The sequence below is a fragment of the Pediococcus cellicola genome (assembly GCF_001438655.1).
Lineage (GTDB): Bacteria > Bacillota > Bacilli > Lactobacillales > Lactobacillaceae > Pediococcus > Pediococcus cellicola.
On record NZ_JQBR01000006.1, the window covers coordinates 81,324 to 107,930 of the forward strand.

General features: G+C 38.5%; 26 protein-coding genes, 1 tRNA gene and 1 riboswitch. Of the genes, 23 read left to right on the forward strand and 4 right to left on the reverse strand.

Annotation, left to right across the window (positions count from 1 at the left end; all coding sequences use genetic code 11):
• Positions 1–210: 210 nt before the first annotated feature.
• The 12 genes from IV80_RS06685 (at position 211) to IV80_RS06740 (ending at position 12,441) form a co-directional block, all read left to right on the forward strand.
• Positions 211–846: a sugar transferase gene (locus IV80_RS06685; protein WP_057751431.1), complete on the forward strand. Its 636-nt coding sequence runs from the start codon at positions 211–213 to the stop codon at positions 844–846.
• Positions 847–877: 31 nt separating this feature from the next.
• Positions 878–1,513, forward strand: coding sequence for a YveK family protein (locus tag IV80_RS06690; RefSeq protein WP_057751345.1), 636 nt, complete (start codon positions 878–880; stop codon positions 1,511–1,513).
• On the forward strand, positions 1,510–2,274 hold the full coding sequence (locus IV80_RS06695) for a DUF4422 domain-containing protein (protein ID WP_057751347.1): 765 nt from the start codon (positions 1,510–1,512) through the stop codon (positions 2,272–2,274). Before IV80_RS06690 ends, IV80_RS06695 begins: the two co-directional genes overlap by 4 nt.
• Positions 2,271–3,392 carry a glycosyltransferase gene (locus IV80_RS06700; protein WP_057751349.1) on the forward strand — a complete coding sequence of 374 codons (1,122 nt, stop codon included), beginning with the start codon at positions 2,271–2,273 and terminating at the stop codon, positions 3,390–3,392. Before IV80_RS06695 ends, IV80_RS06700 begins: the two co-directional genes overlap by 4 nt.
• Before the next feature lie 9 nt (positions 3,393–3,401).
• On the forward strand, positions 3,402–4,355 hold the full coding sequence (locus tag IV80_RS06705) for a glycosyltransferase family 2 protein (RefSeq protein WP_057751351.1): 954 nt from the start codon (positions 3,402–3,404) through the stop codon (positions 4,353–4,355).
• Entirely contained in the window at positions 4,352–5,530 is a 1,179-nt protein-coding gene (locus IV80_RS06710) for a hypothetical protein (RefSeq protein ID WP_057751352.1), read from the forward strand. The genes IV80_RS06705 and IV80_RS06710 overlap by 4 nt, the downstream gene beginning before the upstream one ends.
• Positions 5,527–6,618: a glycosyltransferase family 4 protein gene (locus IV80_RS06715; protein ID WP_057751355.1), complete on the forward strand. Its 1,092-nt coding sequence runs from the start codon at positions 5,527–5,529 to the stop codon at positions 6,616–6,618. The genes IV80_RS06710 and IV80_RS06715 overlap by 4 nt, the downstream gene beginning before the upstream one ends.
• A gap of 5 nt (positions 6,619–6,623) precedes the next feature.
• Positions 6,624–7,898, forward strand: a complete 1,275-nt coding sequence (locus tag IV80_RS06720; protein ID WP_057751357.1) for a cellulase family glycosylhydrolase — start codon at positions 6,624–6,626, stop codon at positions 7,896–7,898.
• A gap of 19 nt (positions 7,899–7,917) precedes the next feature.
• Positions 7,918–8,676: a hypothetical protein gene (locus tag IV80_RS06725; protein WP_057751359.1), complete on the forward strand. Its 759-nt coding sequence runs from the start codon at positions 7,918–7,920 to the stop codon at positions 8,674–8,676.
• 15 nt (positions 8,677–8,691) lie between these two features.
• Positions 8,692–9,816, forward strand: a complete 1,125-nt coding sequence (gene glf, locus IV80_RS06730) for a UDP-galactopyranose mutase (RefSeq protein WP_083490550.1) — start codon at positions 8,692–8,694, stop codon at positions 9,814–9,816.
• A 49-nt stretch (positions 9,817–9,865) separates the two neighbouring features.
• Complete coding sequence (locus tag IV80_RS06735; RefSeq protein WP_057751363.1) at positions 9,866–11,284, forward strand: oligosaccharide flippase family protein; 1,419 nt, start codon at positions 9,866–9,868, stop codon at positions 11,282–11,284.
• Between the two features lie 128 nt (positions 11,285–11,412).
• Positions 11,413–12,441: an LCP family glycopolymer transferase gene (locus tag IV80_RS06740; RefSeq protein ID WP_057751366.1), complete on the forward strand. Its 1,029-nt coding sequence runs from the start codon at positions 11,413–11,415 to the stop codon at positions 12,439–12,441.
• A 51-nt stretch (positions 12,442–12,492) separates the two neighbouring features.
• Here IV80_RS06740 and IV80_RS06745 read toward each other — a convergent pair whose 3' ends face one another.
• On the reverse strand, positions 12,493–13,035 hold the full coding sequence (locus IV80_RS06745; RefSeq protein ID WP_057751367.1) for a VanZ family protein: 543 nt from the start codon (positions 13,033–13,035) through the stop codon (positions 12,493–12,495).
• A gap of 215 nt (positions 13,036–13,250) precedes the next feature.
• Between IV80_RS06745 and IV80_RS06750 the strand changes: the two genes are divergently transcribed.
• From IV80_RS06750 to IV80_RS06770, 5 genes are all read left to right on the forward strand, one after another.
• Positions 13,251–13,706, forward strand: a complete 456-nt coding sequence (locus IV80_RS06750; RefSeq protein WP_057751369.1) for a hypothetical protein — start codon at positions 13,251–13,253, stop codon at positions 13,704–13,706.
• A 228-nt stretch (positions 13,707–13,934) separates the two neighbouring features.
• Positions 13,935–14,174, forward strand: a complete 240-nt coding sequence (locus IV80_RS06755) for a hypothetical protein (protein WP_057751371.1) — start codon at positions 13,935–13,937, stop codon at positions 14,172–14,174.
• Between the two features lie 204 nt (positions 14,175–14,378).
• Positions 14,379–16,037, forward strand: coding sequence for a peptide ABC transporter substrate-binding protein (locus tag IV80_RS06760; protein WP_057751373.1), 1,659 nt, complete (start codon positions 14,379–14,381; stop codon positions 16,035–16,037).
• A gap of 318 nt (positions 16,038–16,355) precedes the next feature.
• Positions 16,356–17,228, forward strand: coding sequence for a DegV family protein (locus tag IV80_RS06765; protein ID WP_057751375.1), 873 nt, complete (start codon positions 16,356–16,358; stop codon positions 17,226–17,228).
• A 23-nt stretch (positions 17,229–17,251) separates the two neighbouring features.
• Entirely contained in the window at positions 17,252–17,509 is a 258-nt protein-coding gene (locus IV80_RS06770; protein ID WP_057751377.1) for a helix-turn-helix domain-containing protein, read from the forward strand.
• Positions 17,510–18,018: 509 nt separating this feature from the next.
• On the opposite strand, the gene IV80_RS06775 is transcribed toward IV80_RS06770, so the two are convergent.
• A tRNA-Arg gene (locus IV80_RS06775) sits at positions 18,019–18,092 on the reverse strand.
• A gap of 181 nt (positions 18,093–18,273) precedes the next feature.
• On the opposite strand from IV80_RS06775, the gene IV80_RS06780 reads away from it, so the two are divergent.
• The 3 genes from IV80_RS06780 (at position 18,274) to IV80_RS06790 (ending at position 22,172) form a co-directional block, all read left to right on the forward strand.
• A complete protein-coding gene (locus tag IV80_RS06780) occupies positions 18,274–20,145 on the forward strand; it encodes a heavy metal translocating P-type ATPase (RefSeq protein ID WP_057751434.1) in 1,872 nt (623 codons plus the stop codon).
• Positions 20,146–20,266: 121 nt separating this feature from the next.
• A complete protein-coding gene (locus IV80_RS06785) occupies positions 20,267–20,500 on the forward strand; it encodes a heavy-metal-associated domain-containing protein (protein ID WP_057751380.1) in 234 nt (77 codons plus the stop codon).
• Between the two features lie 158 nt (positions 20,501–20,658).
• Positions 20,659–20,758, forward strand: a riboswitch (purine riboswitch).
• A 151-nt stretch (positions 20,759–20,909) separates the two neighbouring features.
• Entirely contained in the window at positions 20,910–22,172 is a 1,263-nt protein-coding gene (locus IV80_RS06790; RefSeq protein ID WP_236699585.1) for a nucleobase:cation symporter-2 family protein, read from the forward strand.
• A gap of 69 nt (positions 22,173–22,241) precedes the next feature.
• Here IV80_RS06790 and IV80_RS06795 read toward each other — a convergent pair whose 3' ends face one another.
• Entirely contained in the window at positions 22,242–23,480 is a 1,239-nt protein-coding gene (locus IV80_RS06795) for an aminopeptidase (protein ID WP_057751384.1), read from the reverse strand.
• A 193-nt stretch (positions 23,481–23,673) separates the two neighbouring features.
• Between IV80_RS06795 and wecB the strand changes: the two genes are divergently transcribed.
• Both wecB and IV80_RS06805 read left to right on the forward strand, forming a co-directional pair.
• On the forward strand, positions 23,674–24,789 hold the full coding sequence (gene wecB, locus IV80_RS06800; RefSeq protein ID WP_057751436.1) for a non-hydrolyzing UDP-N-acetylglucosamine 2-epimerase: 1,116 nt from the start codon (positions 23,674–23,676) through the stop codon (positions 24,787–24,789).
• Positions 24,786–25,205, forward strand: a complete 420-nt coding sequence (locus tag IV80_RS06805) for a GtrA family protein (protein ID WP_057751386.1) — start codon at positions 24,786–24,788, stop codon at positions 25,203–25,205. The genes wecB and IV80_RS06805 overlap by 4 nt, the downstream gene beginning before the upstream one ends.
• Positions 25,206–25,228: 23 nt before the next feature.
• Here IV80_RS06805 and IV80_RS06810 read toward each other — a convergent pair whose 3' ends face one another.
• Positions 25,229–25,690 carry a flavodoxin gene (locus tag IV80_RS06810; RefSeq protein ID WP_057751389.1) on the reverse strand — a complete coding sequence of 154 codons (462 nt, stop codon included), beginning with the start codon at positions 25,688–25,690 and terminating at the stop codon, positions 25,229–25,231.
• Positions 25,691–25,774: 84 nt separating this feature from the next.
• Between IV80_RS06810 and recX the strand changes: the two genes are divergently transcribed.
• A complete protein-coding gene (recX, locus tag IV80_RS06815; RefSeq protein ID WP_057751391.1) occupies positions 25,775–26,590 on the forward strand; it encodes a recombination regulator RecX in 816 nt (271 codons plus the stop codon).
• Positions 26,591–26,607: the final 17 nt, after the last annotated feature.

A 26,607-nucleotide genomic window follows, 5' to 3' on the forward strand; every position in this document is an offset into this window, starting at 1 on the left:
AAATGCTTTTTTTGTGACATTTTTTTAAATTGAAATGTTGAAAAATCCTTAGTTATCGGCTTCAATTTGATTAAATATTAAGCATATGATAAGATTTACGAGGCGACTTTGCTGTATTCTAAAAGAAAACATATTTTATTATGAAGGCGAGTTTTCAAAATTATGAATAGAGAAGTAGTGCAAGGTAAAAGAAAGAGTTCAAAAAATAAAATGGGACCAAAATCGAATACGTACATAAAAAAACGACTTTTTAGTGTCACTAAAAGGTCAATCGACATATTATTGAGCTCTGTTGGGCTAATTATTTCATTACCTATACTACTGATAACTGGGGTGTGCATTGTAGTGGATGATCCTGGGCCAATTTTTTATTCACAACAACGAGTGGGAAAAAATGGAAAAGTTTTTCGGATGTATAAGTTACGATCGATGTATCAAAATGCAGATAAAATCAAAGATAAGCTATTAGATAAGAACGAGATTAATGGGCTGATGTTTAAAATGAAGGAAGATCCACGAATTACGCGGGTAGGGTCGTTCATTAGAAAACACAGCTTGGACGAATTACCGCAACTTTACAATGTGCTTATTGGCGATATGAGTGTTGTGGGACCACGGCCACCACTGCTTAATGAATATCAGTATTATACTGAAAAAGATAAGCAACGGTTAGTTGTTAAGCCAGGCTGTACGGGTTTATGGCAAGTAACAGGTCGGAATGCACTTGATTTTGACCAAATGGTGGCGCTTGATTTAAAGTACATCCGACATCAAAGTTTACTTTTAGATTTAAAAATTATGTTTCGCACTGTTAAGGTTATTATTTTTCCTAATGATGCCTATTAATTGTTAAATGAATGAAAAATGGAGTTGTATGATGAATAAAGAATTTTCGTTTTCGTACTTAATTAAATCCTTAATTAGAAGCTGGTATTGGATTGTTGGACTGGCAGTCGTATTTGGACTAGCCGCTTATATGATTCAAAAGTATACGTTCAAACCTACTTATACGGTTAGTACCAATGTTATTGTGAGACATATTGATGTGTCTGCAGGAAATAAATATGATCAATTTACTGAGGATGCCAATCAGATGAATACAAATGCCGTTCTCGCTGCAGATACGTCTAATTTGGAAAAGGTTCAAAAAAAGTTAAAAGATAATGACAGTATTTCGATGTCATTGAAACAACTTGAAAAGAAAATTAATGTTGTCCCACATCCAAGCAGTGTCATTTTAAATATTGCGGCTACAACTTCAAATGCCTACACAGCCACAAAAATTGTCAATTATTTAGCAGAAGCCTATACGCAAAAGTACAACTCTAAAAAAGATAATTATGAAGTGCGTCAAATATCTCGAGCAAAAGAGAGTACTGCACAAAAATCAACGTATGACCATTTTCAAGAGGCTAAAAAATATGGCATAATTGGCGCACTACTCGGTTGCATCATTGGTCTGTTTAGAGGAGTAGGGAAAAATCGTCGAAATCGAGGCACAGCGATCAGATGAAGATAAAAATATTAGTTGCCGCACATAAAAATTATGAGATGCCCAAAAATAGAGAACTGTATTTGCCCATCTTTGTGGGGAAAACACTACATCCTGATGTGAATGAAAGCTTTCAAGGAGATAACACAGGAGATAATATTTCCGAAAAAAATCCGAATTACAATGAGTTAACCGCTATTTATTGGGCTTGGAAAAATTTGGATGCTGATGCGGTGGGTTTAGTCCATTATCGTCGATATTTATCACTTAATAAGAAAAAAGACCTGAATGCCGTTCTTACAAAAGCAGATGTCGAAAAGCTGTTTCAAAAGGCTGACGTCATTTTGCCGCAAAAACGTCGTTATTATGTAGAAACCAATTATTCACATTATGTACATGCTCATCATGCTGAACCATTAAAAATCACACGGGATGTCATTGGTACAAAATTTGCGGTCTATCTTGATGAATATGATCGGGTCATGAACCGACGTTCGGCACACATGTTTAATATGTTCATTATGAAGCGCCCGCAATTTGATGAATATTGTGAGTGGTTATTTGATATTCTTGGTGAAGTAGAAAAAAGAGTAGATATCAGAGATTACAGTGATTACGAAAAGCGAGTCTTTGGATTTATCAGCGAGTTATTACTTGATGTGTGGCTAAATGTGAATCAGGTACGAACTACGGAAGTCAAGTATGTCTTTATGGAACGACAAAATTGGTTTGTTAAGGGCGGAAAGTTTTTACAAAGAAAGTTGACAGGATTTAAAGAATGAAGAAGATCTTGGTTGTTGGAGATTTTATGGTTAGAAGTGGGGTTACCCACTTCATTTTTAATTCTTTTGGAAATCTGGATCCCCACAAATATAAAATTGACGTTGTGAATGTTTCCGGGAAAAACGAATGTCAACAAAAGCTTGATGATTTGGGATGGCATCAATACATGATAAGGCCAGCCAATCAGAAGCTATTGATGCATTTAAAAGACTGGTTTTTATTTTTAAAGGCGAATGCCTCAAACTATGATGCGATCCATTTTAACTATTCAGCAATGTGGAATTTTTTACCAATTCTATTTGCTAAGCTTTTTGGCATTAAACAGATTGTGATTCATTCGCATAATACTTATTTTGGTACAGATGGCAGTGCAACCAAACTAAAAATTCTAACAAGATTACATAATTTAGGTAAAGCAATTATTTGTAACTGGGTGGCAACAGATTTTTTGGCAGTTTCTGAGCAAGCTGCTAAATGGTTATTTACTGCAAAGATTATTAACAAAAATGCATATCGTATTGTTAATAATGGGATCGATTTAGACAAATATAAATTTGATGTTCACGCGCGTCAACGAGTTAGGACACAATTGAATCTAAATTCCAAAAAAGTTTACGGACATGTGGGAGTCTTTGAAAAACGAAAAAATCATCGGTTCTTAATTGAGACTTTTAATCATATTCAGATTCAGGAACCAAATGCTGTTTTAATGCTGATTGGTGAAGGAGTTCTCCAAGATAAGATTAAGGCACAAGTACATAATTTGGGACTAGATGAAAAAGTTCTTTTCATGGGTCGTCGCAACGATTTGAATCGATTATACAGTGCCATGGATGCTTTGATTTTTCCGTCTCTTCATGAGGGTTTGAGCACAGTATTTGTTGAAGCACAGGATTCGGGTCTACCAATTTTTATTTCGGCTGAAATTCCGCTCGGAAATTATCTAAAGGATCTGGTCGTACCAATTTCACTCACAAAAAATGCTTCTCAGTGGGCGGCTTGCATCTTAAAACATCCGGGCAATCCCAATCGCCTTGAACAAACAAAGCAATTGAAAAAAAATGGGTATGGATTTGGCGCGGCAATTCGAGTTTTAGAAAAAGTGTATCAGGATTGAGGAATAGATATGGAAAATGTTGCAATACTTTTGTCGACTTATAATGGCGCCCAGTACTTAAAAGAACAATTGGACTCGATTAAAAATCAGACCTATACGGATTGGGTCCTTTATATTAGAGATGATGGATCTAGTGACGGCACGCAACAAATAATTCATCAATACTGTAAGACTGATACACGGATCAAGTTTATCAATCAAAAAAATCAAGTGAACTTAGGTGTGAAAGACTCTTTTTGGGACTTATTAAAAAATAGCGAAGCTGATATTTATTTGTTTTGTGATCAGGATGATTTCTGGAAGCCTAATAAGGTGGCATTGTCAGTTGAAAAAGTAACGAGATTAGGCTTTGAAACACCAGCGTTAGTATTTACAAACCTTACGGTGACTGACGAGAACCTTAAAGTCGTCTTAGATCGGCAATTACCGGCAAATATTCTGGATACTTTGAGTTTTGAAAAGATGATGACTGATAATCGTGTTACGGGCTGTACTGTTGCGATAAATCACGCATTAAAGAAAATCGCCCTTAACACGGATACAAATAAAATTGTGATGCATGATTGGTGGCTTGCATTATTGGCGAAGTGTTTTGGCACTATGGCATATATATCAGAGCCCACCATTCTGTATAGGCAGCATGGGACTAATCAAGTTGGCACGCATCAAAGCTTAAGTGCACGTCTTAAAAAGTCATTTGATTTAGAAAAACTGTATCAGCAATTTTGTTTAAGTGTGACACAGCTTGAATATCTCAGAAAGAACTATCTGACTGAGGATAGTCCGGATGCACAAGCTATTTCAAATTATTTAGCGGATGTTAAGCATTCACGTTCGTTTGAATCTTTTTTTAAAATTTTTCAGAGGAAGTATAAAAAACATACTTTGCTTGGGACCCTGTCGTTGAACTATTTTGTGTTTGGTAACTATCGAGATCACCAACGAGGGAGGAAATCAAAGTGACTCATAAAACTATTATAGAGCGACTTCGTGCAAGAAAAGACAATCATGTCTTTTTCGTATATGCTTTGTATGAAATCGAATATTTTTTGTTAGGTGCAAGTCAGTTATCAGCAAATCCAGCTTTGTCCAAGTATACAAGACTGTGGTCACTAGGAATCATCCTGTTATTAGGTCTTATAATAGTCTTCTTAAATAAGTTAAATACGTGGGATTGGCTCTTGGGAGGAGCAATCGCACTTCTTGGCGTCTACTCGTACTTTGCGGTCAAGAACAACAATCTCTTGTTGGGGGCACTCTTTATTTTAAGCGCAGCTAACATTGACTTCAAAAAATTTGTAAAAAGAGATTTGGTCTTAAGAACAATTCTATTTGTAACAGTCCTTTTTTTAAATCAGATTGGGGTCATTGCTAGTAACATAGCTGTTCGGCCAGATACGGGTGTGGTTAGAAACGCACTGGGATTCAAACAATTTAATGTTGCTGGAGCAATTGTGATGAGCATTTTGCTAGAGTACATTTTTTTACATTTTGATCATATTAATTGGTATGACGTATTAGGGGTTGCCATTTTTGAAGGGGTCATTTTTAAACTAACGGATTCAAAAGGTGGCCTAATTGCGGTCGGCTTATATTTAGTCATTGCCATTTTGAATACAGCACAAAAACAAATTCATCCTCTAGATTTTGCCTGGATAAAGGGCATTGTTAGTTGGGCATTTTTTGGCTTAAGTGCCATATCTTTCTACTTGGTTATGAATTTCAGATGGGGATCGTCATTTTGGATGAAAATAAATAGTTTATTATCAGACCGAATTAACATTTTATCCCAGTACTACCATCAATATGGAATTGGCCTGCTTCCAAAACAGGTCGGCGCCTATCGAGGTTCTGGAATAGTGATTATGGATAATACATATGTCACTTTAGGAATCCAATTCGGGTTAATTGTTCTTTTGGTTTATGGTTTGTTTTATAATCAATTGGCGATAAAGGCTTTTAATGCGAGTGATTGGGCATTGGCAAGCTTAATCCTGGTTATTAGTATTTTTGGACTTGTGGAATCATCACTTTACATTGTGGGAATTAATTTTACGTTAGTTGCGCTTTTATCCAAAAGTAGAGAGCAATCACGAAAAGAGAAACCTGTCGTTTTGATGAATAAGGAGTTTGTATGAAAATTGTTTTTGTGCTACCCGAAAAAATGAACGTACCTGTTGGTGGATATAAAATCATTTACGAATATGCGGATTTCTTGGCTGGTCAAGGATACGAGGTAGCCATTGATCATTTTTGGTTTTGGAAGCATGATCCTCGTTTTACATCTGCCAAAACTAAGACCAGGCTTTTTTTGAAAAAAATAGCTTATCTTTGTCACTTGAAGCGTGTTGATCCCAAAATTCCTTGGTACACTTTTAAACACAGAGTAAATTTGAATTTTAAATTGAATTTCAAGCCATCCCAAGTAACAAATGGCGATTGTGTCATTGCTACGGCCTGGTTCACGGCGCCATATGTGAATACATTATCCAAGTTTAAAAAAGCAAAATTTTATTTTGTTCAGCATTATGAAATCTGGGACGGCGCAAAGTCACTAGTAGATGCCACTTGGAAGTTACCCATGCACAAGATTGTTATTGCTTCTTGGTTGAAAGATATTGCGGCGCAGATGGGAGAGAAGGCGGAATTCATTCCCAATTTTGTGGATGATGATATCAGACTTACTAATCCGATTGAACAGCGTAAGCCAACTATTTCAATGCTGTACCATACAAATGAGTGGAAGGGAACTCAAGATGGCCTAAAAGCAATCACAAGCATCCATCGAAAAGATCCTAAAGTGAAAGTCAAGCTTTTTGGTGTGTATCCTCGACCGACCACACTGCCAGATTGGATTCAATATTATCAGAATCCAGCAAGAGAAGTTTTGCGAGATGAAATTTATAATCAATCTAGCATTTTCGTGTTTCCGAGTCGAACAGAAGGCTGGGGGTTGACGGCAACAGAGGCTATGGCATGTGGTGCCGCTCTGGTAGCCACTGATAATGGCGGTGTTCGCGATTTTGGAATTCATAATCAGACAGCACTAATTTCTCCGGTTCAGGATTCAAAACAACTTGCTGCGAACATTTTGAGATTATTGAATGATGAGCAATTAAGAGTAGAACTGGCTACTAACGGGATAAAGTTTGTGGCTAAATATAGAATCTCTAATTCAGGCAGCCAGTTGGCAAAGTTTCTTGAAGAACAGTCAAAAAATGAGTGAGGTATATGAAAAACAAAAAACACATTTTTATCTTTTTGCTTTTGATTTTATGCTTGCTTGGTGGCTTGTATGTGGTCAAAGCGCAATTGACAACTGCAAAAGAAAATGTAGTTTCTGCCAAAAATGAATTGAGGAAAAACAAGAGCATTTCTCAAAAAGTGGGCGTTTTTGTTTGGCCATATAAAAATTATCAGAAAGAGGAAAGAAATCATACTTATATCGATGCACAGTTGAAGATAGCAAAAAAGGATGGTTTCCGGTATGTTGTTATTCCCGTTGTTTTTTACCGATCACTTGTGCATGGAAAAAAATATGATGACCAAGTTTTTAAATACGCGATTACGCGTGCTAGAAACCTCGGGTTACATCCGATAGTACCTTTTTCGACAAGTAATTCTAGAGAAAACAGAGTTTATCAAACTGACCATAAACAGATTGTCAATAAATATAAATCGCTTGTTTCACAAGTGATCAGAACTTATGCTGGACAAGGAATTATTTGGGAAGGATGGAATGAACCTAATAGCCTATTTTGGTTTGATCAAAGTCAAGACGGACTAGATGATCATTTGGTCAAAGCATGGGTTGAATTAGACAATTACATTGGTAAAACAATCAAAGCGTACGATGCTCACAGTATTTATTTAACCGGCAATTTCTCCGGATTTTCACAAGATAATCAAAAAGTCCTTTCGCGCGCAACGTTGTACGGCCTTCTCAAATATGGGGATGCCATTGCGAATCATCCGTATCAATTTCAGACAACCAATAATGGCAATCCCGAAAACCTGTTTACTAATGATCAACAGGCCTTTGTGAATGATAGTGTGCAGGCGGCTAAAAGAAAGTCACTTCCGCTGGTTACAACTGAAATTGGCTATTCTACGACCCCATCATTTCAGGGGAAATGGTCACAAGATGAACAGGCTGCTTTTGAGGCACGGTCAGTTCTAGTTTTAGACATGATGAGGCAACCGATTATCGTTCTCTATAGTCTAGTTGATGATGGCAATGCGGGCGATTGGGGACTTTATTCCGGATCATCGCCGAATTTTAAAGAGAAAAAAAGTGCTGTGATCGTTCGTAAGATGTTAAAAGAGCTTGACGGTTATCATTTTGTAAAGCAGCATGTTTTACATGATAAAGATGATTTTATTGTGGTGTATAAGAAAAAAAATCGGTTGAAGTATGTTTACTGGACTTCAGGAACGTCAAAAACGGTGCTGTTTAAAGGAAAAAATTTAGTTTTAACTAAGACACCCAGTTATCTCAATCAATAAAATCCAAGGGGAGTAAAATATGGCACAAGGGAGAACTAAGCGATTAATTCAACGAATTAGTAATTTCTTTATTGAGCCAGTGGAAAAATCTCATAATGAGATTGACTATTCTGGTTTGAATCGACGGGCGTTTAAGAAGATTCATCAGTATAAACACAGCGAGAATATTAAATTTCGCGTGGGCACGATCATTTTAGTTGTTTTTTTATTTGTTTCCTTAGTTGTTGGTGGAAAAATCTTAAATCGAAAATTAGGGCATCGTCAAGTTTCACCGGTTGTATCTAAACAATTGAACATGATTTTTACGAGTAATGAGTATGATAATATTACAATAAATACATCTAAAAAAGATATTAATAGGTTAAAACAAACTTTAAAAGAGCATCCTGTTAAACGTGGAAATCAGATCGTTTCTAGAGCCCAACAAATGTTGAAATTTCGTGAAAACTATCAGACACTTTTCAATAAAAAAGGCCGGTTAAAGGCGACTATATATGAAAATAATATTTCTAAATTGCAGTTGCAGTTAGTTTCCAATAAGAAACTTAAAAGTTCAACCAGTTTTGCTACTAAATATCACAAATTGTTAAAAAATGATTTATTGGCTGTAAAACAAGGGGATCATCTGATTAAGCGTTCGGAAAAGCAACTCATGCTGATGCAAACGGAGCAAGTATATAATACGCAACAATTAAAGCATATGGTACATGAACTAGAAGCTTACAGTAAATCCCAAAGAGTAGTGAATGAGATTCAAAAATTAAAAGAGTTCTATTAAATCGAGAATGGAGTGATAGTTGTGTACGATTATTTGGTGGTTGGTGCTGGTTTGTTTGGAGCAACTTTTGCATATGAGGCAGCAAAACAAGGAAAAAAAGTTAAAGTAATTGAAAAAAGAGACCACATCGCAGGTAACATATATACCAAGGAAATTGATGGTATTCAGGTACATGAGTATGGGGCTCACATTTTCCATACCAGTAACGAAAAGATCTGGCAATACGTCAATCAATTTGCTAAATTCAATCGTTATACGAACAGTCCAGTCGCAAACTATCATGGCGAAATCTATAATATGCCTTTTAATATGAATACTTTTAATAAACTGTGGGGGGTTGTGACACCTGCACAAGCCAAGCAAAAAATTGCACAACAAGTTAAGGACAGCGGCATAGATACAAAATTAGCAAGGAATGTAGAAGAACAGGCTATTTCATTGGTGGGTCCTGATGTTTATAAGAAGTTGGTTAAGGGCTACACCGAAAAACAATGGGGGAAACCGGCAACTGAATTACCTGCTTTTATCATAAGAAGGTTACCAGTTCGTTTTACTTATGATAATAACTACTTTAACGATTTATATCAGGGAATTCCGATTGGTGGTTATACACAAATTATTGATAAAATGTTGGCCTCAGATTTGATTGATGTGAGTGTTAACACTGACTTTTTTGCCAAAAAAGACTATTATATCAACCACTTTGATCGCATTGTTTTTACCGGAATGATTGATCAATTTTTTGATTATCGTCTCGGTGAATTGGAGTACCGTAGCTTAGATTTTGAGACTGAAGAAGTAGATACGGGCAATTACCAGGGTGTTGCCGTTGTGAATTACACGGACGCAGAAACACCATATACACGAATCATTGAGCATAAACATTTTGAGTTTGGCAAGGGTAATAAACACAAAACAGTCATTACTCGTGAATATCCCAAAAGTTGGCATCGTGGTGATGAGCCATATTATCCTGTAAATAACGAGGCCAATAACCGTTTATATAAAAAATATCAAAAGCTTGCCGACCAGCAAGCCAATAACGTTATTTTTGGGGGACGTTTAGGACAGTATCGATATTATAATATGGACCAGGTTTTGATGGCGGCGTTACAAACTACCAACCGTGAATTAAAATAAACGATGATAAATAGAAAATCTAATAAAGCGATTGGAGAGTAAGGCCAATATGTTAGTGGTTAAAAATTATCTTTATAATGTTGGATATCAGTTATTAATTCTGATCGTTCCCTTACTCACTGTTCCGTATATTGGCCGTGTCTTAGGGCCAACTGGGGTGGGCATTAATGCCTTTACCAATTCGATCGTAACTTATTTTTTAATTGCCGGAACGGTTGGGATTACACTGTATGGTAATCGAGAAATCGCGTATGCGAGAGATGATATGGAACGTAGATCACGCACTTTTTGGGAAATTGAGTTATTGCAAGTGACCACTATTTCAATTGCCCTTTGTATTTTGGGAATTTACTTATTGTTTGTAGCAAAATATCGTACATACGTTATTTGTCAATCATTATTTGTTATTGCGGGTGCCTTTGATATCTCATGGTTGTTTATGGGATTAGAGGATTTTAAGAAGACAGTTTTAAGAAATACGATGGTCAAATTAGTTTCGCTGGTAGCTATTTTTACGCTGGTAAAAAGACCAAGTGATTTGGCAACCTATATCTTGATTTTGTCGGGTTCACAGTTACTAGGAAATTTAACGTTGTGGCCCTATCTAAAAAAGAATATTAAATTTGTTCCCATTGCCAATTTACATATTTGGCACCATTTTAAGCCAGCTTTTTTATTATTTGTCCCACAAGTAGCCGTGCAAATATATTTAGTAGTTAATAAAACAATGCTTGGTCAATTTGACTCCGTGCAAGCTGCCGGATATTTCGACTATTCGGATAAACTCGTTAAAATGGTGTTGGCCATTGTTACAGCTCCCGGTACGGTACTTTTACCACGAATTTCTAATTTAGTTGAAAAAAAAGATATGAAAAAGGTCAGGAATTTTTTATATCTGTCATTTGATTTTGTGACTTGTCTTGCTGTGCCTTTTATGTTTGGTGTAGCTGCAATTGCAACCTCACTAGCGCCATGGTATTTTGGCCCACATTTCACAGTAGTGGGGCGGCTCATGATGATTGAATCTCCAATTATCATTTTCATTGCCTGGAGCAATGTCATCGGTCAAGAATTTTTAATTCCAACGCGAAGAGTTAAACAATTCACAATCTCCGTGACGTTGGGCGCTGTAGTAAGTATTGTTTTAAATGTGCCATTTATTTTAATGCTGGGTGTGGTTGGTGCAACAATTACTACGGTACTATCAGAAGCTTCTGTGGCTTTATATCAAATGTATGTTGTGCGCCGAGATTTGAAAATGCACATACTATTAGAAAATTTTATTAAGTATTTAGTAGCGGGCGTGGTGATGTTTGCAGTGGTCTACTTCCTAAACCTAACAATGAAGATAACGGTTTTGAATTTGGGTATACAGATCGTTATTGGCGTGTTATTATATGCGACCGTTTTGCTTCTTTTGCGACCAACAATTCTAAAAAACTTTAAAATGCTTTTTCAAGACAAATGATCGCAATATCGCGAGTAATTTTAGCATATTTATTAAGATAGGGGTTTAAAGCGTTAAATTTTGAAATTTTAGTGAATTTTGAAAAACAAAAGCATACAATAATAATAGACATTTCAGGAGGGTATACCATGAGACATGAACATGTTAAAAAAAGACATACAGTTCGCAACATTATATTAACAGTGATTTTGGTCCTTTTAGTTTCCGTTGGGGCGTATGCAGCTCGCAAGTATTATAATTTAAAACACGCAGTCGATAATACTTACCAAAGTGCGGGAATTAAAAAAAATCGTAATGCTAGCACGGTGCTTCAGCAGAAGAGTCCCATTTCAATTTTGCTGATGGGTACTGATACTGGTGCATTAGGGCGTTCATACAAAGGGCGAACCGACACGATGATGTTGGTTACATTAAATCCGAAAACCAACAAAACAACGATTACAAGTATTCCACGGGATACGGGTGTGACGATTCCAGGCTATGAAAGCGAATCCCCTTCGAAGATTAATGCAGCATATGCATTTGGTAGCGCAGGAACCGCCATTAAAACGGTACAGGAAATGTTGAATGTGCCCATCGATTTTTATGCACTTATGAATATGAGTGGTATGGAAAAAGTGGTGAATGAAGTAGGTGGTGTGACTTTGGTACCATCTTTGAGCTTTAAGTATGAAGGTTATACTTTTACCAAAGGCAAATCTACACACATGAATGGTAAAAAAGCTTTAGCCTATTCACGGATGCGCTATGATGATCCTAACGGAGATTATGGACGTCAGACGCGCCAACGAGAAGTTATCTTGGGAATTATGAGTAAAGCTAGTTCAATTTCAACACTGTTAAATAAGGACTTTCTAGATTCAATTTCAGCACAAATGAAGACGGATTTAACGTTCGCAGATTTAACCGCCGTTGCACAGAATTATCGTGGCGCTAGACAGAATGTTTCTCAGACTCACTTACAAGGAACTGGTCAGTCTGTTAATGGTCAGAGTATGGAAATCATGGCTAAAAAAGAATTACAACGGGTGACAAACTTTAACAGAAGCAACCTCGGATTGGACCACGCGACTACTGGTAATATTGCATTGAACCTGTCTGCTAGTTCCGATTCTAATAGTAGTGTACAGAGTGATAATGTGAATGCGGGTAATTAAATAGTTAACGTAAAAAGACTTGATAAATGATAGTTTATTAAGAAAAAAGCCTCAGAATTTTCCATTCTGAAGGCTTTTTTCTTCGGATCGTATAAATAAATTGAAAGGTGTCATTAGGTAGAATCCAACGACCACACCTAATCCGTTGTGCAACACGTCCATGATGTCAACGGTTCGGTTGATATGAATGAGCTGATCCAAAACGAATTGACCGCCTTCATTAAACAATGCGATTCCTAAGGCAATGAACAGGACTTCAAACAAAATGGGGCGATGTTTAAAGGCAAAGATATATAGATAAACGCCAGCTGGAATGGTCATAATGACATTTAAAATCGCCTGCATGCTGTAATCACGATATGGCATCACAATTACTTTTGCGTAACCTATATGAATGGTTTGAAAGATGGCGTCCATACTAAACGAATAATTACCAGGCGTAAATATTAAGTAAAACACGCTGACAACATATATAATAAAGGTGGTTCTTACTAAGATCGAAAACGGTGATCGATTTTTCTTCAATTTTCGGATGTTATAGATGGTAACTAATAGAGAAATTGTTACAAAAGGTAAATATCGAAGTGCCGTCATTAAACCACCTCCTAAAATGATTAATGTTTCCATTGTAGCGCATATTGATTCAGAATAAAACCGTTTCGTACCGGGGTTTTACTTAACTTTTTCTAAACTTCTTTGCTGTTTCTTAAACTAATACAAAAAATGATTGCATTCGAATTCAAAATGCTATATGATGAACTTGTAAAGAAATTGTAATAGTTATGTAACATTTTTTGGAGGCGGTTTTGATGAAAAAAGTAATGCGATTTTTACTAATTGTTAGTTTAGCGATGGGTGTTTTCATGTTTGCAAATAGTACAGAGACTCAGGCCGCTTCCCGAACTTCTGTGCCGGCAGCAATGAGAGGTAACTGGTACTTAACGAAAAAGACTGGTTTAAACATTAAAAAAAATTCAATGGTTGGTTTGCATCATACCGTTATGGAGCGGACATACGGCAAATACATGGTATTCAAACCGTATTATAAGGGAAGTTATTCATTATCCGATAAACGTTGGGGATTTGGCTTTTTCTTTAAATTAGTGACAGTTAAGGGTAAGAATGGCCGTCAATACCAAGCACTTGCAATGTGGGGACAAGGGCCAGAAGCACAACTGTATTACAAGAAATTAAACCGTAATGAACGACACAGCTTGTCATGGCGAAAAACAATTAAACTGATGAATGGGCAACGTCGTTTTTAAAGTGAGAATTCTAAAATGTTAGGATCGCTAAATGGAGATCCTAACATTTTTTATAGTTTGAAAGCGTTCATTCCCAGCGTTTGACTTTACCAATTACCTGAAAGGCTTTATAATATCAAAAAGGGTGTTCTAGATCGCATCGCTTTTCGACAAATTTGAAAGGCAAGCTTCTAGAACACATTTACGCTATGACACAATAAGTGGCCCATTCACGAAAGGAAGTTACTCATGGAAAAAAATGAAGAAGAACCAGTCAAGAAACCTTTTGACATTGGCGATAAGGTTCATGTGAAAAAAACAGCCTTACTCCCAACCGGCTTTGATGGCGAAGTTGGTAAGGTTTATGAAAACTCAATCTTAATTGATATCGATCCTGAGACAGTTGCAAAAGCACGTAGCGAAGAACTACATGATCTGCATGGACGCGTGATTGTGCGCTTTGCAGAAGCCAAAAAAATTGAAGCTTAATCTGACTCTAAAAGACAAGAATGTTTAACACATTCTTGTCTTTTTTTAATTTCTCTCATTATATCCAACCAATTATGCCGCTATTTTAATTTTTATTTAATATTACTATTGACAAAGACGCTCTGCTAAGCTATGTTTGTTATTAAATTCTGATTAGATACTTTCTCATAATCAGATTAAAAATACTAGAGGAGTTGGCTGTATATGAAAATTAAAAAGGGATCGGTGACACTTTTAGTGGCGCTGCCGTTACTTTTATTAGCTGCTTGTGGCAATGGCAAATCTGCATCTTCAAGTGGTGGTGTCAATAAAAGTAATTTAGCTGCTAAACAAGTTGTCAACTGGACGGAAAAGTCAGAGTTACCTTCAATTGATCCATCGCTTGCTACAGATCAAATTAGTTTCGATGTCATGAACAATGTGGGTGAGGGATTGTATCGCCTAGGTAAGGATAATAAAGTCCTACCTGGAATTGCCACAAAGACCAAAGTTTCCAAAGATGGCAAGACGTATACCTTTACGTTACGTAAAAATGCCAAGTGGAGTAATGGAGACAAAGTGACTGCTAAAGACTTTGTGTATTCCTGGCAACGGATTAACAATCCTAAGACTGGTTCGCAGTATGCCTACTTATACAGTGGTATTAAAAATGCAGATAAGATTCAGGCTGGGAAGAAACCAGTTAGCAGCTTAGGGATCAAGGCAGATGGCGACTACAAGTTGACGGTATCCTTAGAAAAGGCTATCCCATACTTTAAGTTACTTATGGGCTTCCCTAGTTTCTTTCCACAAAATCAAAAGACCGTTGAAAAATATGGCGATAAATACGCGACTCAAAGTAAATACCAAGTTTATAACGGACCATTTACATTACAGGGATGGACGGGAACCAATAACAAATGGACTTTAGTGAAGAACAAAAACTACTGGGATAAAAAGCACGTTTATTTATCTAAGTTAGTGGATCAAGTCGTTAAAGATCCTCAGACTGGTTTGAACATGTTCCAAGGGAAGCAAGTAGATCAAACCGTTCTAGCCGGCACACAAGTTGCCAACATGAAGAGTAACAAGGCTTACTTCCTTGGTCGTGAAGCACGGAATTCATATCTGGAATATAACTACAAGAAAATCAAAGCTTTCCGTAATGTGAATATTAGAAAAGCAATGTCGCTTGCAATTAATCGTAAACAGTTAGTCACAAACGTCCTCTCTGATGGCTCTACAGTACCTAGGGGCTTTGTCACAGACGGTCTAGCTAAGAATCCTAAGACGGGTAAAGACTTTGCCAAAGACGCTTATAATGGCGAAGGTGTCGTCTACGATTTAGCCAAAGCTAAAAAAGCTTGGGCTAAAGGTCTGAAACAAGAAGGCAAGAAGCGTGTGACTTATACGTTGATGGCCGACGATACGGACGCAGGTAAGAAGACTGCTGAATTCTTGCAGTCACAACTTGAAAAATTACCTGGTTTGAAGATTGATGTCCAAACGATTCCTTATAAGACTCGTTTAACACGTTCAGCTAAAGGTCAATTCCAATTAGTTATCACTAACTGGGGGGCCGACTTCTCGGATCCAATTTCTGATTTAGGCTTATTTACTTCCGATAACAGCTTCAATAACGGAAAATGGGCTAATAAGGAATACGATCAGTTGATTGACAAGGCAAATAATGTCGATGCTAATAACCCAGAAAAACGTTGGGCCGACATGGTAAAGGCAGAAAAAGTCTTGATGAGTGACCAAGGTAATGCACCACTTTACAATGGTGTTGTGCCACAATTGATCAACACTAAAGTTAAAGGCTACGTTTACAACACGGCTGGTGTTCCTTGGAACTGGAAGGGCATTTACGTAGAAAAATAATAAAACATATAAAATTCAGAATTATCTGTTCGAACGATTAGACAGATGTTCTGAATTTTTTAATTTTGTGTGAAGATGTTCATAATTTTTGACTTTCAATGCGAGGCTTGTTACCCTCAGTAAAGGGTAGTTAATGATGTAAAGTTTTAGGTGGGTTTCGTTTCCACCTTGTGACAATTCAAATTCGCTTGTCACGGGGTGAAAAGGATAGTAAATCCTGTTAAATGGAGACTTTGAGCGATTCTTGAGCAACGATGTCGTCATGATTCTAGGCGTTGGCGTATAATTTGGGCACTTACTAATTTAGGAGTGAAAAAATTGACGAAGACTGCGATTGTGACTGACAGTACGGCGTACCTTCCCCAAAACATTTGCGAAAAACTGCATATTACGATAGCACCCATTTCGGTGGGGTTTGGCGCACAACAATATCGAGAACGAATAGATATTAGTGATGCTGAATTTTATCGGCGTTTGAAGACGGAAAAAAATTTTCCGACAACAGCGCCGCCTTCGATGGGGACCATGGCGACTATTTATCAACAATTGGCAAGTGCTGGTTATGATGAGGTGGTCAGTATTCATTTAGCAGGTGGTATTAGTGGCTTCGTGAATAATTTGAACCAATTTGTTCAGGATTTTTCTGAAATTAAGGTGCATGTGGTAGATTCACAGTTGTCCTTGCAACCAATGGGATACTTGGTGATTCAAGCCGCTAAAATGGCGCTAGCTCACTATTCAGTTGCCGACATTTTAGCGAAGATTGATGCTTTGAAGGCAACTTTTGGCGAGTATTTCATAGTCGATGACCTTCAAAATTTGGTTCACGGTGGGCGCTTGAGCAGTGGTTCAGCATTTGTGGGATCGCTTTTAAAAGTCAAACCCATTCTTTCGTTGAACAAAACGCATTTCAATATTGAGGCAGTGGATAAGGTCCGTTCCTTAAAACGAGCCAAAGCTACCATTGTTGAGCGTTTTATTAAGGAGACGCAAGACTTACCCTATTCAGTTCGCGTGTTTTTAGCAGGGACTGCAAATGAACCAGAGATTGAAAAATGGCAACATCACATTCAAGGAAAATTAACGAATGTGATTGCCATTGAGACCGGTCAGATTGGACCGGTAATTGGGGCACATGTGGGACCTGGGGCGTTTGCCATTTTGTGGGTGAAAGAAGCAGAAGAATTTTAATTAAAAGTGAGGGATAGCAAGTTATGAAAAAATTGAAGATTGATTTGAATGACGAAGATTATATGGGAAGCCATGAAGCTAGCACCATGTGGGGCAAGCAAAAAGATTACGTGCGTACCATTTATAACAAATATCCAAAACGATTCCCAGAAGGAACGATTCGTAAGTTTGGCAAACAATTAATTGTCACACGTGAAGGTATGGAGACGGTCACTGGCATTAAAAAAAGTCAGTTAGCTGAAATCAAACGTAACAAAGCAAAACACGCAGCTGAAAAATAAAGTTTGTGAATGTGAGTGAGGCATTGGAAAATGCTTGATTCACATTTTTTTATTGTCGAATTTATGAGCGAAATATGGGGAATGGTTTTCTTGTTAAGTTAAGCAGTGATGGCAAAACTTGGTCCGAAAAAGAGCCGAGGCCCTTTGTTAATACTTGCATAAATTAGTTAAAGGTGTAAACTATATATCGTGTTATTTTTTCAAATACGCTAACTTTCCTGAATCCCCTCCTGGAATTTAAGAAAGTTATAGCCTCACTACCCTGTAATTAGTGAGGCTTTTTTTGTGTCAAAAATTTGGTAAAATTATTGTCAAATTATGGTATATAACACATTTTTAATCTAGGTGGTTTGTCTAAATGGGTGCCAGTATATGTCCATTTAAAATTCAGCTGATTTTGTTTGTGCCGTTTTAGGTATAAAAAAAGCTATATCACCATCATTGTTAGAACGATGGTAATATAGCGGGGCCGAATTTCAGGTTAGAAAATGTCGCAAAATAATCATTTATGTCCCCGGTGAGACTTGAACTCACAACCTATCGCTTAGGAGGCGATTGCTCTATCCAGTTGAGCCACGAGGACCTGTTACCTTTCGTATTTTCCCATAAAATTAGTGGATAATCAAGGTGACCCAAATTGAAAAAGTGATTTTCTGAGCTTTTTTGAGTTTAATCGACAAAACTTGATCGCAATCAATTTCAAACTTGTCTTTTGCGGCTATATTAGACTTATCAAATAAAGGCAAGGGGATAAAAAGATCATGATGAAATTCGAACAGGTTGTTCAAAAAAATGTGAATGCTATTACGTGGACATCAGCTGCATTAATTGTAATCGGCTTTTTAGGGGAGACAATGGGGCTACAACTAGTTTATACAGTTGCATTTGTTCTAGCTTCCATCATAGCCGCAACGCCGATCATTATTCGCGCTGTGGAAGCTTTAAAGGTTCGTGTGATTGGCATTGAATTATTAGTCAGTATTGCAGTCGTAGGGGCTTTTGTCATTCAGGAATTCAATGAATCCGCCATTGTGACTTTCTTATTTTTGTTCGGCAGTTTCTTGGAAGCTAAGACATTGGCTAAAACGCGAGAATCAATCAAAACGTTGACCGAAATGGCACCGACCACGGCTGAGGTGGTTCAAGCAGATGGTTCAATTGAAGAAACGGATGTCGATGATGTCGATGAAGGCGATATTGTTTTAGTGAAAACAGGCGGTCAGGTCCCAATTGATGGCGATATTGTTGAAGGTTCGGGCTATTTAAACGAAGCAAGTGTCACCGGAGAATCCAAACTGGTTAGCAAGCAAGAATCTGACAGTGTTTATTCTGGAACTATTTTAGATAACGGAACCTTAAAAGTGAAAGCCACCAAAGTTGGCGATGATACCACGTTTGCCAAAATAGTGGAATTAGTCGAAGATGCTCAAGATACGAAATCTCATGCAGAGAAATTTATCGATCAATTTGCGAAGTACTATACGCCAGCCGTTTTGATTTTAGCTTTATTAGTGGGCTTCATTTCACGAGATTTTCGTTTAGCCATCACGGTTCTGGTACTTGGATGCCCTGGAGCCCTAGTCATTGGTGCGCCGGTATCCAACGTAGCCGGGATTGGAAATGGTGCTAAAAATGGGGTGCTTATTAAGGGTGGTGAGGTTGTAGACACCTTTGCCAAAATAGATACCTTAGTCTTTGATAAAACCGGAACTTTAACGAAAGGGCACACAGAGGTTTCGGATATGAAGAGCTATACGCCAGAACAATCCCAAGCGTTGGCTTATGCCGCAAAACTTGAAAGTCAATCGGATCATCCTTTAGGCAAGGCGATCACTACTTATGCCCAAAAGAATCAAATTGCGTTTCAAGATTTGCAAGTTACAGAAAATAATACAATCAAGGGTCAAGGAATTGAAGCCCAGATTGCAGGTCATCAGATTTTGGTGGGAAATCAGAAATTGTTAACCAGTCAGCAACTCGAATTAAGTGCGCAAGAAGTTAGTGACTTGCAGGCCTTACAAGCTACTGGAAGTTCTACGGTGATTGTGGCTGTAGACCATCAGGTGCAGTTAATCATTGGGGTTTCAGATGTGATTCGCGATAATGTTAAGGAAAACTTGGCCGCGCTAAAGCAACTTGGCATCAAGAAATTAGTAATGTTGACTGGCGATAACGAAATCACCGCAAAACACGTAGCCACTCAGTTAGGCATTGATGAAGTGCATGCTAACTTACTTCCTGAAAACAAGGTTACCTTTGTGAAACAACTCAAAGATGCGGGTCATAAAGTAGCATTTGTGGGTGACGGTATTAACGATAGTCCTTCAATTGCGACTGCAGATATTGGTATTGCGATGGGTGGTGGAACGGATGTCGCGATCGAAACCTCTGACATTGTTCTAATGCAGTCCAGTTTCCAAGAACTCGTCCATGCTTATGGGCTAGCTAAGAAGACAGTTGCCAATACACGTCAAAATATTACGATTGCGATTGGTACAGTTATCTTTTTGCTCATTGGTTTGATTTTCGGGTATATTTATATGGCAAGTGGGATGTTTGTGCATGAAGCCAGTATCTTAGTGGTTATTTTCAATGCGATGCGCCTCATTCGTTACCGTGCACTTACCGAAAAATAAATCAAAAAGAGTTATCAAAACTTGATCGGCATCAATTTTTAATTAACAAAGCCACGTTATACTTTAAGCATAGCAATTAGGAAAAAGCTTTTAGCTAAAAAAATCATAGGAGGTTTTTAAAATGACAAAAGCAGTTTTACAATTAGGTGCATTAACTTGCCCATCATGTATGCAAAAGATTCAGGGTGCGTTGGAAAAACAAGCTGGGGTTCAAAAGGTTAAGGTCCTGTTCAATGCCAGTAAGGTAAAACTCGAATTTGATGACAGTGCCAATACCGCTGATGCGTTAGCTGAAGTTGTTAAAAAACTTGGCTATGAGGTCAAAAGTGTTAAGGTTAAACAGCCAGCCGAATAAGAAACTAAAATAAGCTTCATCCTGCTAATTCAGAACTACAGGATGAAGCTTTTTGTAGCGTACTAGCATTAATTTTAGTGTGGATTATGCTAATCACAGATGAGTGATGTCACGCTGGCGCCTATTGAAAACGATCATTTTGCGTGGTATAGTACTTTAGTAATTAAAAACGAAATGCATATATAAACGCCATAATAAGGATGGCGAGTTTCTACCCAGAACCGTAAATTCTGGACTATACGCAATAAACTCATCAAACGATGTCTATTTGCGGACATCGTTTTTGTTTTACTGTGATATGGATATATGCCTAGGAGGCAATGAGTTGGTTTCAAAAGAAGAATGGGCACAAGAGCAGCTTGATTTCGACGCAGGAGAGGGTGTTCCACAGGAAAATTCAACGTCAACGGTGCATGCCGCAGTTTTAGGGTTGCAGCATTTATTGACGATGTACTCGGGAGATGTCATGGTGCCTCTCTTGATCGGGGCGATTGTACATTTTACAGCTACCCAGATGGCACTGTTGATTTCAATGGATTTATTCATGTGTGGGGTTGCCACGTTACTGCAAGTTCACCGAACACGCTTAGTTGGGATTGGGTTGCCTGTCGTTTTAGGATGCGCGGTTCAAGTGATTACCCCACTTGGGACAATCGGCAAAGATCTTGGTATCACAACGATGTATGGAGCTATTATTATTTCCGGATTATTTGTTTTATTGATGAGCGGAATTTTTTCGAAAATGCGCAAACTTTTTCCACCGGTTGTGACCGGGTCTTTAATTATTGTCATTGGTTTCACCTTGATGCCCGTCGCAATTACTGATTTAGGCGGAGGAACCGTTAGTGCCCATGACTTTGGGTCATTCAATAATTTATTGGTTGGCGGTTTTACTTTAGCGGTGATCATTGCGGTTAACGTTTGGGGAAGAGGATTTGTGCGGTCCATTGCCGTTTTAATTGGTTTAGTGGCCGGGACAGCCTTATCAGGTGCTTTAGGGATGATCAAGTTAAGCACTGTCTCCCAAAGTGGTTGGTTCCGTTTTCCAGAACCCTTCATGTTTGGAGTACCACACTTTGAGTGGTCTTCATCCGTTACCATGATCTTAATTGCTTTGACTACCATGATTGAGTCGACCGGTGTGTTCTTTGCCTTGGGTGATATGACGCATCGTAATTTAACGGGTGATGATCTTAAACGAGGCTACCGAGCAGAAGGAATTGCCCAGATCTTAGGCGGCATTTTCAATACCTTTCCTTACTCGACATTTTCAGAAAATGTGGGTGTGGTTCAATTTTCTGGGGTCAAAACACGAAAACCTATTTACTTTGCGGGCTTGTTTTTACTTATTTTAGGTTTATTGCCAAAAGTAGGGGCTTTGGCCACAGTTGTCCCAACGCCAGTTTTAGGCGGCGCAATGCTAGTCATGTTTGGTACGGTAGGCTTACAGGGGGTCCGAATTCTTAAGACGGTTAACTTTGATGATAGTCGCAACTTGATTGTGGCGGCTGTCTCCATTGGTGCCGGTTTGGGTGTTTCGAGTGTGCCTAGTATTTTCCAAGCTTTGCCTGCTGAACTTTATCTTATTTTAGGTAATGGGGTTGTGGTGACAAGTATTGTCGCAGTTGTCTTAAATCTAATCTTTAAATTTCAAAAACAAACAACAAATTAAAAAAATTCGCGAATTTCATTTTTTCAAAAAAGAAAATGATTTTCGCGAATTTTTTAGTTATAAGCTGTTTTAGTTTACCCAATTACCATCTCTAAAAATAGGAATCACGGTTCCATCAGCTTTAATGCCATCGATGTTCATTTGGTTGGAACCGACCATGAAATCGACGTGCACCTGGCTATTGTTGATGCCATGTGCTGCTAATTGTTCAGGCGTCATTTTGGTGCCATTTGCCAGATTGAAAGGATAGGCTTGTCCTAGTGCCATGTGATCAGAAGCATTTTCATCAAATAAAGTATTGAAAAAAACGATTCCTGACTGTGAAATTGGGGATTGATCAGGCACTAGAGATACTTCACCAAGGGAGCGTGAACCGGCATCCGTATCTAACAAATGATTCAAAACGTCTTCACCCTGGCCAGCTTGGGCGTTAATCACCTGACCAGCTTTAAACGTTAACTGAAGATCCTTTAAAATTGTGCCGCCGTAGCTTAACGGACGTGTCGAAACGACGATACCATCAATGCGACGATTATCAGGCGCTGTAAATACTTCTTCAGTAGGCATGTTAGGTACAAAGAAATTACCTTGTGCATCGTGACTCCCAGCCGCCTCCCAAATATGATTTTTAGGTAGGCCAACGCGAAGATTTGTTTTAGAGCTTTGATAGTGGAGTTCATCGAATTGTTGGGCGTTCAACCAATCAGCGTGTTGATTAAGTTCTGCAATTTTAGTTTGCCAAGCAGCTACAGGATCTGGTTGGTCTACCAGCGTGGTTTTGAAAATTTCTGTCCAAAGCCGATCAGCTGCAGCTTGACCATGAAGGTCAGAAAAGACTTTTTCGGCCCACGGGATGCCGGCAGCAGAAACCACGAGCCAACTAATGTCATTATTGGTCGTCACTTTCATAATTGGCGCACGAGCCTTACCGATGGCTTGATTATGCATGGCAATCCGCTGACTGTCGATGCCAGCAAGTGCGTTGGGATCAGCTGAAATTAAAGAAATGCGACTTACTCGTTTATCAGCTAATTGTTGGGCACGTTGCCCCACATAAGCCGGCTCTTCTTTTAAGCGACTTTCGGGAGCATGACGTAAGAATTGTCGATTAGTCTCTGTATCGGTCCAATCCACAATCACTTCTTGAGCACCTAAACGATAGGCAGAACTAGTAATCAGGTGAACAAGTTGGGCTTGGTCAATGCTTGCTGAGAGGACAACGGTTTGTCCGGGTTGGACATTGACCCCAACTTGGGTAATGAGATTGGCATACTTTTTTAAGTTTTGTTCAAAAGTAGTTTTATTCATAGAGAAAACCTCCTTATTAAGTGAATCTATCGTAGCACAGGCCTCTGCACAAATCATTAAAACTAGTTTGAGATTTTTAGGGCTTAAATATTCCCCTTCGGCGCGTTATACTAATTGGGAAGCTTAAAAGTGGGTGGCATCCCATTTTCCATAACTAATCAATAGGAGGCACATTTTGAAAAAATTACGTGTGATGACGATTTTTGGGACCCGCCCAGAAGCCATAAAAATGGCACCCATTATTTTAGAGATGCATAAGCGTCCGGCTGAATTTGAAGCCATTACTGTTGTGACAGCCCAGCATCGTGAAATGTTAGACCAAGTTTTAGAAATTTTTAAAATTAGCCCCGATTATGATTTGAATATTATGAAACCGAATCAAACTTTAAGCCAAATTACCAGTCGGGTTTTAAATAAACTGGATACCATCATTCAAGAAGTCCGGCCGGATGTGATTCTCGTTCATGGAGATACCACGACTACTTTTGCAGCTAGCATCAGCGCTTTTTACAATCAAATTCCCTTAGGGCACGTGGAAGCGGGATTACGAACGTGGGATAAGTATTCGCCATATCCGGAAGAAATGAACCGTCAATTAACGGATGTGCTGGCTGATTTTTATTTTGCGCCTACCACACTAAGCAAGGAAAATTTGTTAAAGGAACATCATCCGGAAACTAACATTGCCATTACGGGAAACACAGCTATTGATGCCTTACATGAAACGGTGAGTGAACATTACCATCATGCCGTTTTAGATTTAGTTGCTCCAAATCATCGATTAGTTCTGTTGACCATGCACCGGCGCGAAAATCAGGGCGAGCCGATGCGGCGCGTCTTTCGTACCATTAAACAGGTTGTCGATACGCACAAAGATGTCGAAGTAATTTATCCCGTTCATCTGAGTCCCAAGGTCCAACAAGCTGCCCGCGAAGAGCTGGGCGATGACAACCGTATTCATTTAATTGAGCCACTAGATGTGGTTGATTTTCATAACCTATCAGCGCGTAGCTATTTTATTATGACTGACTCTGGCGGCGTTCAAGAAGAAGCCCCATCCCTAGGCAAGCCGGTCTTAGTCTTGCGTGATGAAACCGAGCGCCCAGAAGGGGTAACCGCTGGGACGTTGAAGTTAGTGGGTACAGATCCTAAAATAGTGCAGCGAGCGATGGAAGACTTGCTAGACAAGCCGGAGATCTATACACAAATGGCCGATGCCAAGAATCCATACGGTGATGGGCATGCAGCCACATATATTCTTGATTTCCTTGAACAAAAATTTAAAGATAGTGGAGTTACGAATAAGTGAAAGCTTTAATTAAAAAAAATCAGGCCGTCATTCTTTATTTGGTGTTTGGCGCGTTGACGACAGCCGTTAATATTGGTACTTTTACGATCATTGAATTTACGACAGATTGGAATTATCAGATTGGCACCGCCATTGCGTGGGTTTTGTCAGTTTTAGTGGCCTTTTTTACAAATAAAGTTTGGGTATTTAGTTCACATTACACGACTTGGTATGCTTTTTGGCGAGAATTAGGTTCGTTTTTCTTTTTCCGACTCCTAAGCTACTTTATGGAAGTTGTGATTATGTGGGTGGGTGTTTCTTTGCTACACCAAAACGAAATTTTAACTAAATTAGTGGATAACATTGTGGTGGTAATTGTGAACTATGTTTTCAGTAAGTTGATTATATTTAAACAAACGCAAATAAAAAAAGATTGAAACGTTTAGGTTCCAATCTTTTTCTACTTTTGTGCAGCTTCATAACTATCGACGAGTTTTTTGGCGAAGGTATCCAGTTGCGCTAAGTCTTCTTCTGATTCGGGAGCTAAGTTGATTTTAACGGGTTCAGCACCTTGTGAGGCATGTGCTTTTTGAAAAGCCTTGCCGAATGCATCGACGGCCACACAATAGAACTCTTCGTAAAAAACGTCACCTGAACCAGCGACCCCAAAGATTTTGCCATTAAGGTCTAAATCGGGAAGCTCCTCATAGAAGTCTAGGCCTTCCTCAGGTAAGGCACCTTCATCATAAGTATAAGGGACAACGACGCAAATATCGTAGTCTTCAAATTCGGCGGCATCTGTTTGAGAGATTTCGGATTCATCAACCTGCACGCCCAAATCTTCAAGTGCTTCGGTGATGATGTCCGCACAATCTTCGTTATTTCCAGTAATCGTTGCAAAAACAACCTTTGCAGTTGGCATGTGAGTTCCTCTTTTCCATATAAGTCCTAAAGAATTATAGCAGACAAACCGCATTTAGTGAATTAATTCCGTCAGGAGGCAAGAATGACAGATAAACAAGTACTTCCAAAAGTAACCAAAATTACAGCTCAAAAAAGGCAGGGACGATACAACGTTTTTTTAGACGATCACTATGCGTTTCCTATTAGTGAAGACGTGATGATTAAATTTCGTATCTTTAAGGGAATGGAGATTGATGACCAGCTTCAAGCAAAAATTCTAGCAGCAGATGATGTTTCTAAAGCCTATACACGGGCGTTAGCATTTTTATCCGGCCATTTACGAACTGAAAAAGAAATTAAACAGAAACTGCAAGAAAATGAAATCCCGGAAACCACCATTGAAGCTACACTGAAAAAATTACGCGGCTTAAATTTAGTCAATGATTTACAGTATGCTGGCAGTTATGTGAGAACAATGGCCAGAACTTCTGATAAGGGACCGATTGTCATTCGGCGCAATTTACGTGCTAAGGGGGTCCTTGAAAACGATATTGATGAAGGCCTGCGTGAATATCCAGAAGAGCAGCAGGTTGAAAACGGAGTAGAGATTGCAGAAAAATTAAGTCATCGTTATCGACGAGATCCTGTTTCGAAAATGAAACAAAAGGTACGACAGGGATTGATGACGAAAGGTTTTTCTGGGGATGTCATTACACAAATTTTGGCTAAAACGCATTTTGAAATGAATCCAGAGTTAGAAGACGAAAAACTACAAAATGAATTTACCAAAGTTTGGCACCGGAATCGACGCTATCCGTTTATGCAAAGAAAATTACGTACCAAACGTACTTTATATAGTAAAGGTTTTCAATCAGATGATATTAATCGTTTGTTAGATCAGCAAGTTGATTCGCAGTAAGTTTTAAGTAACAGCAT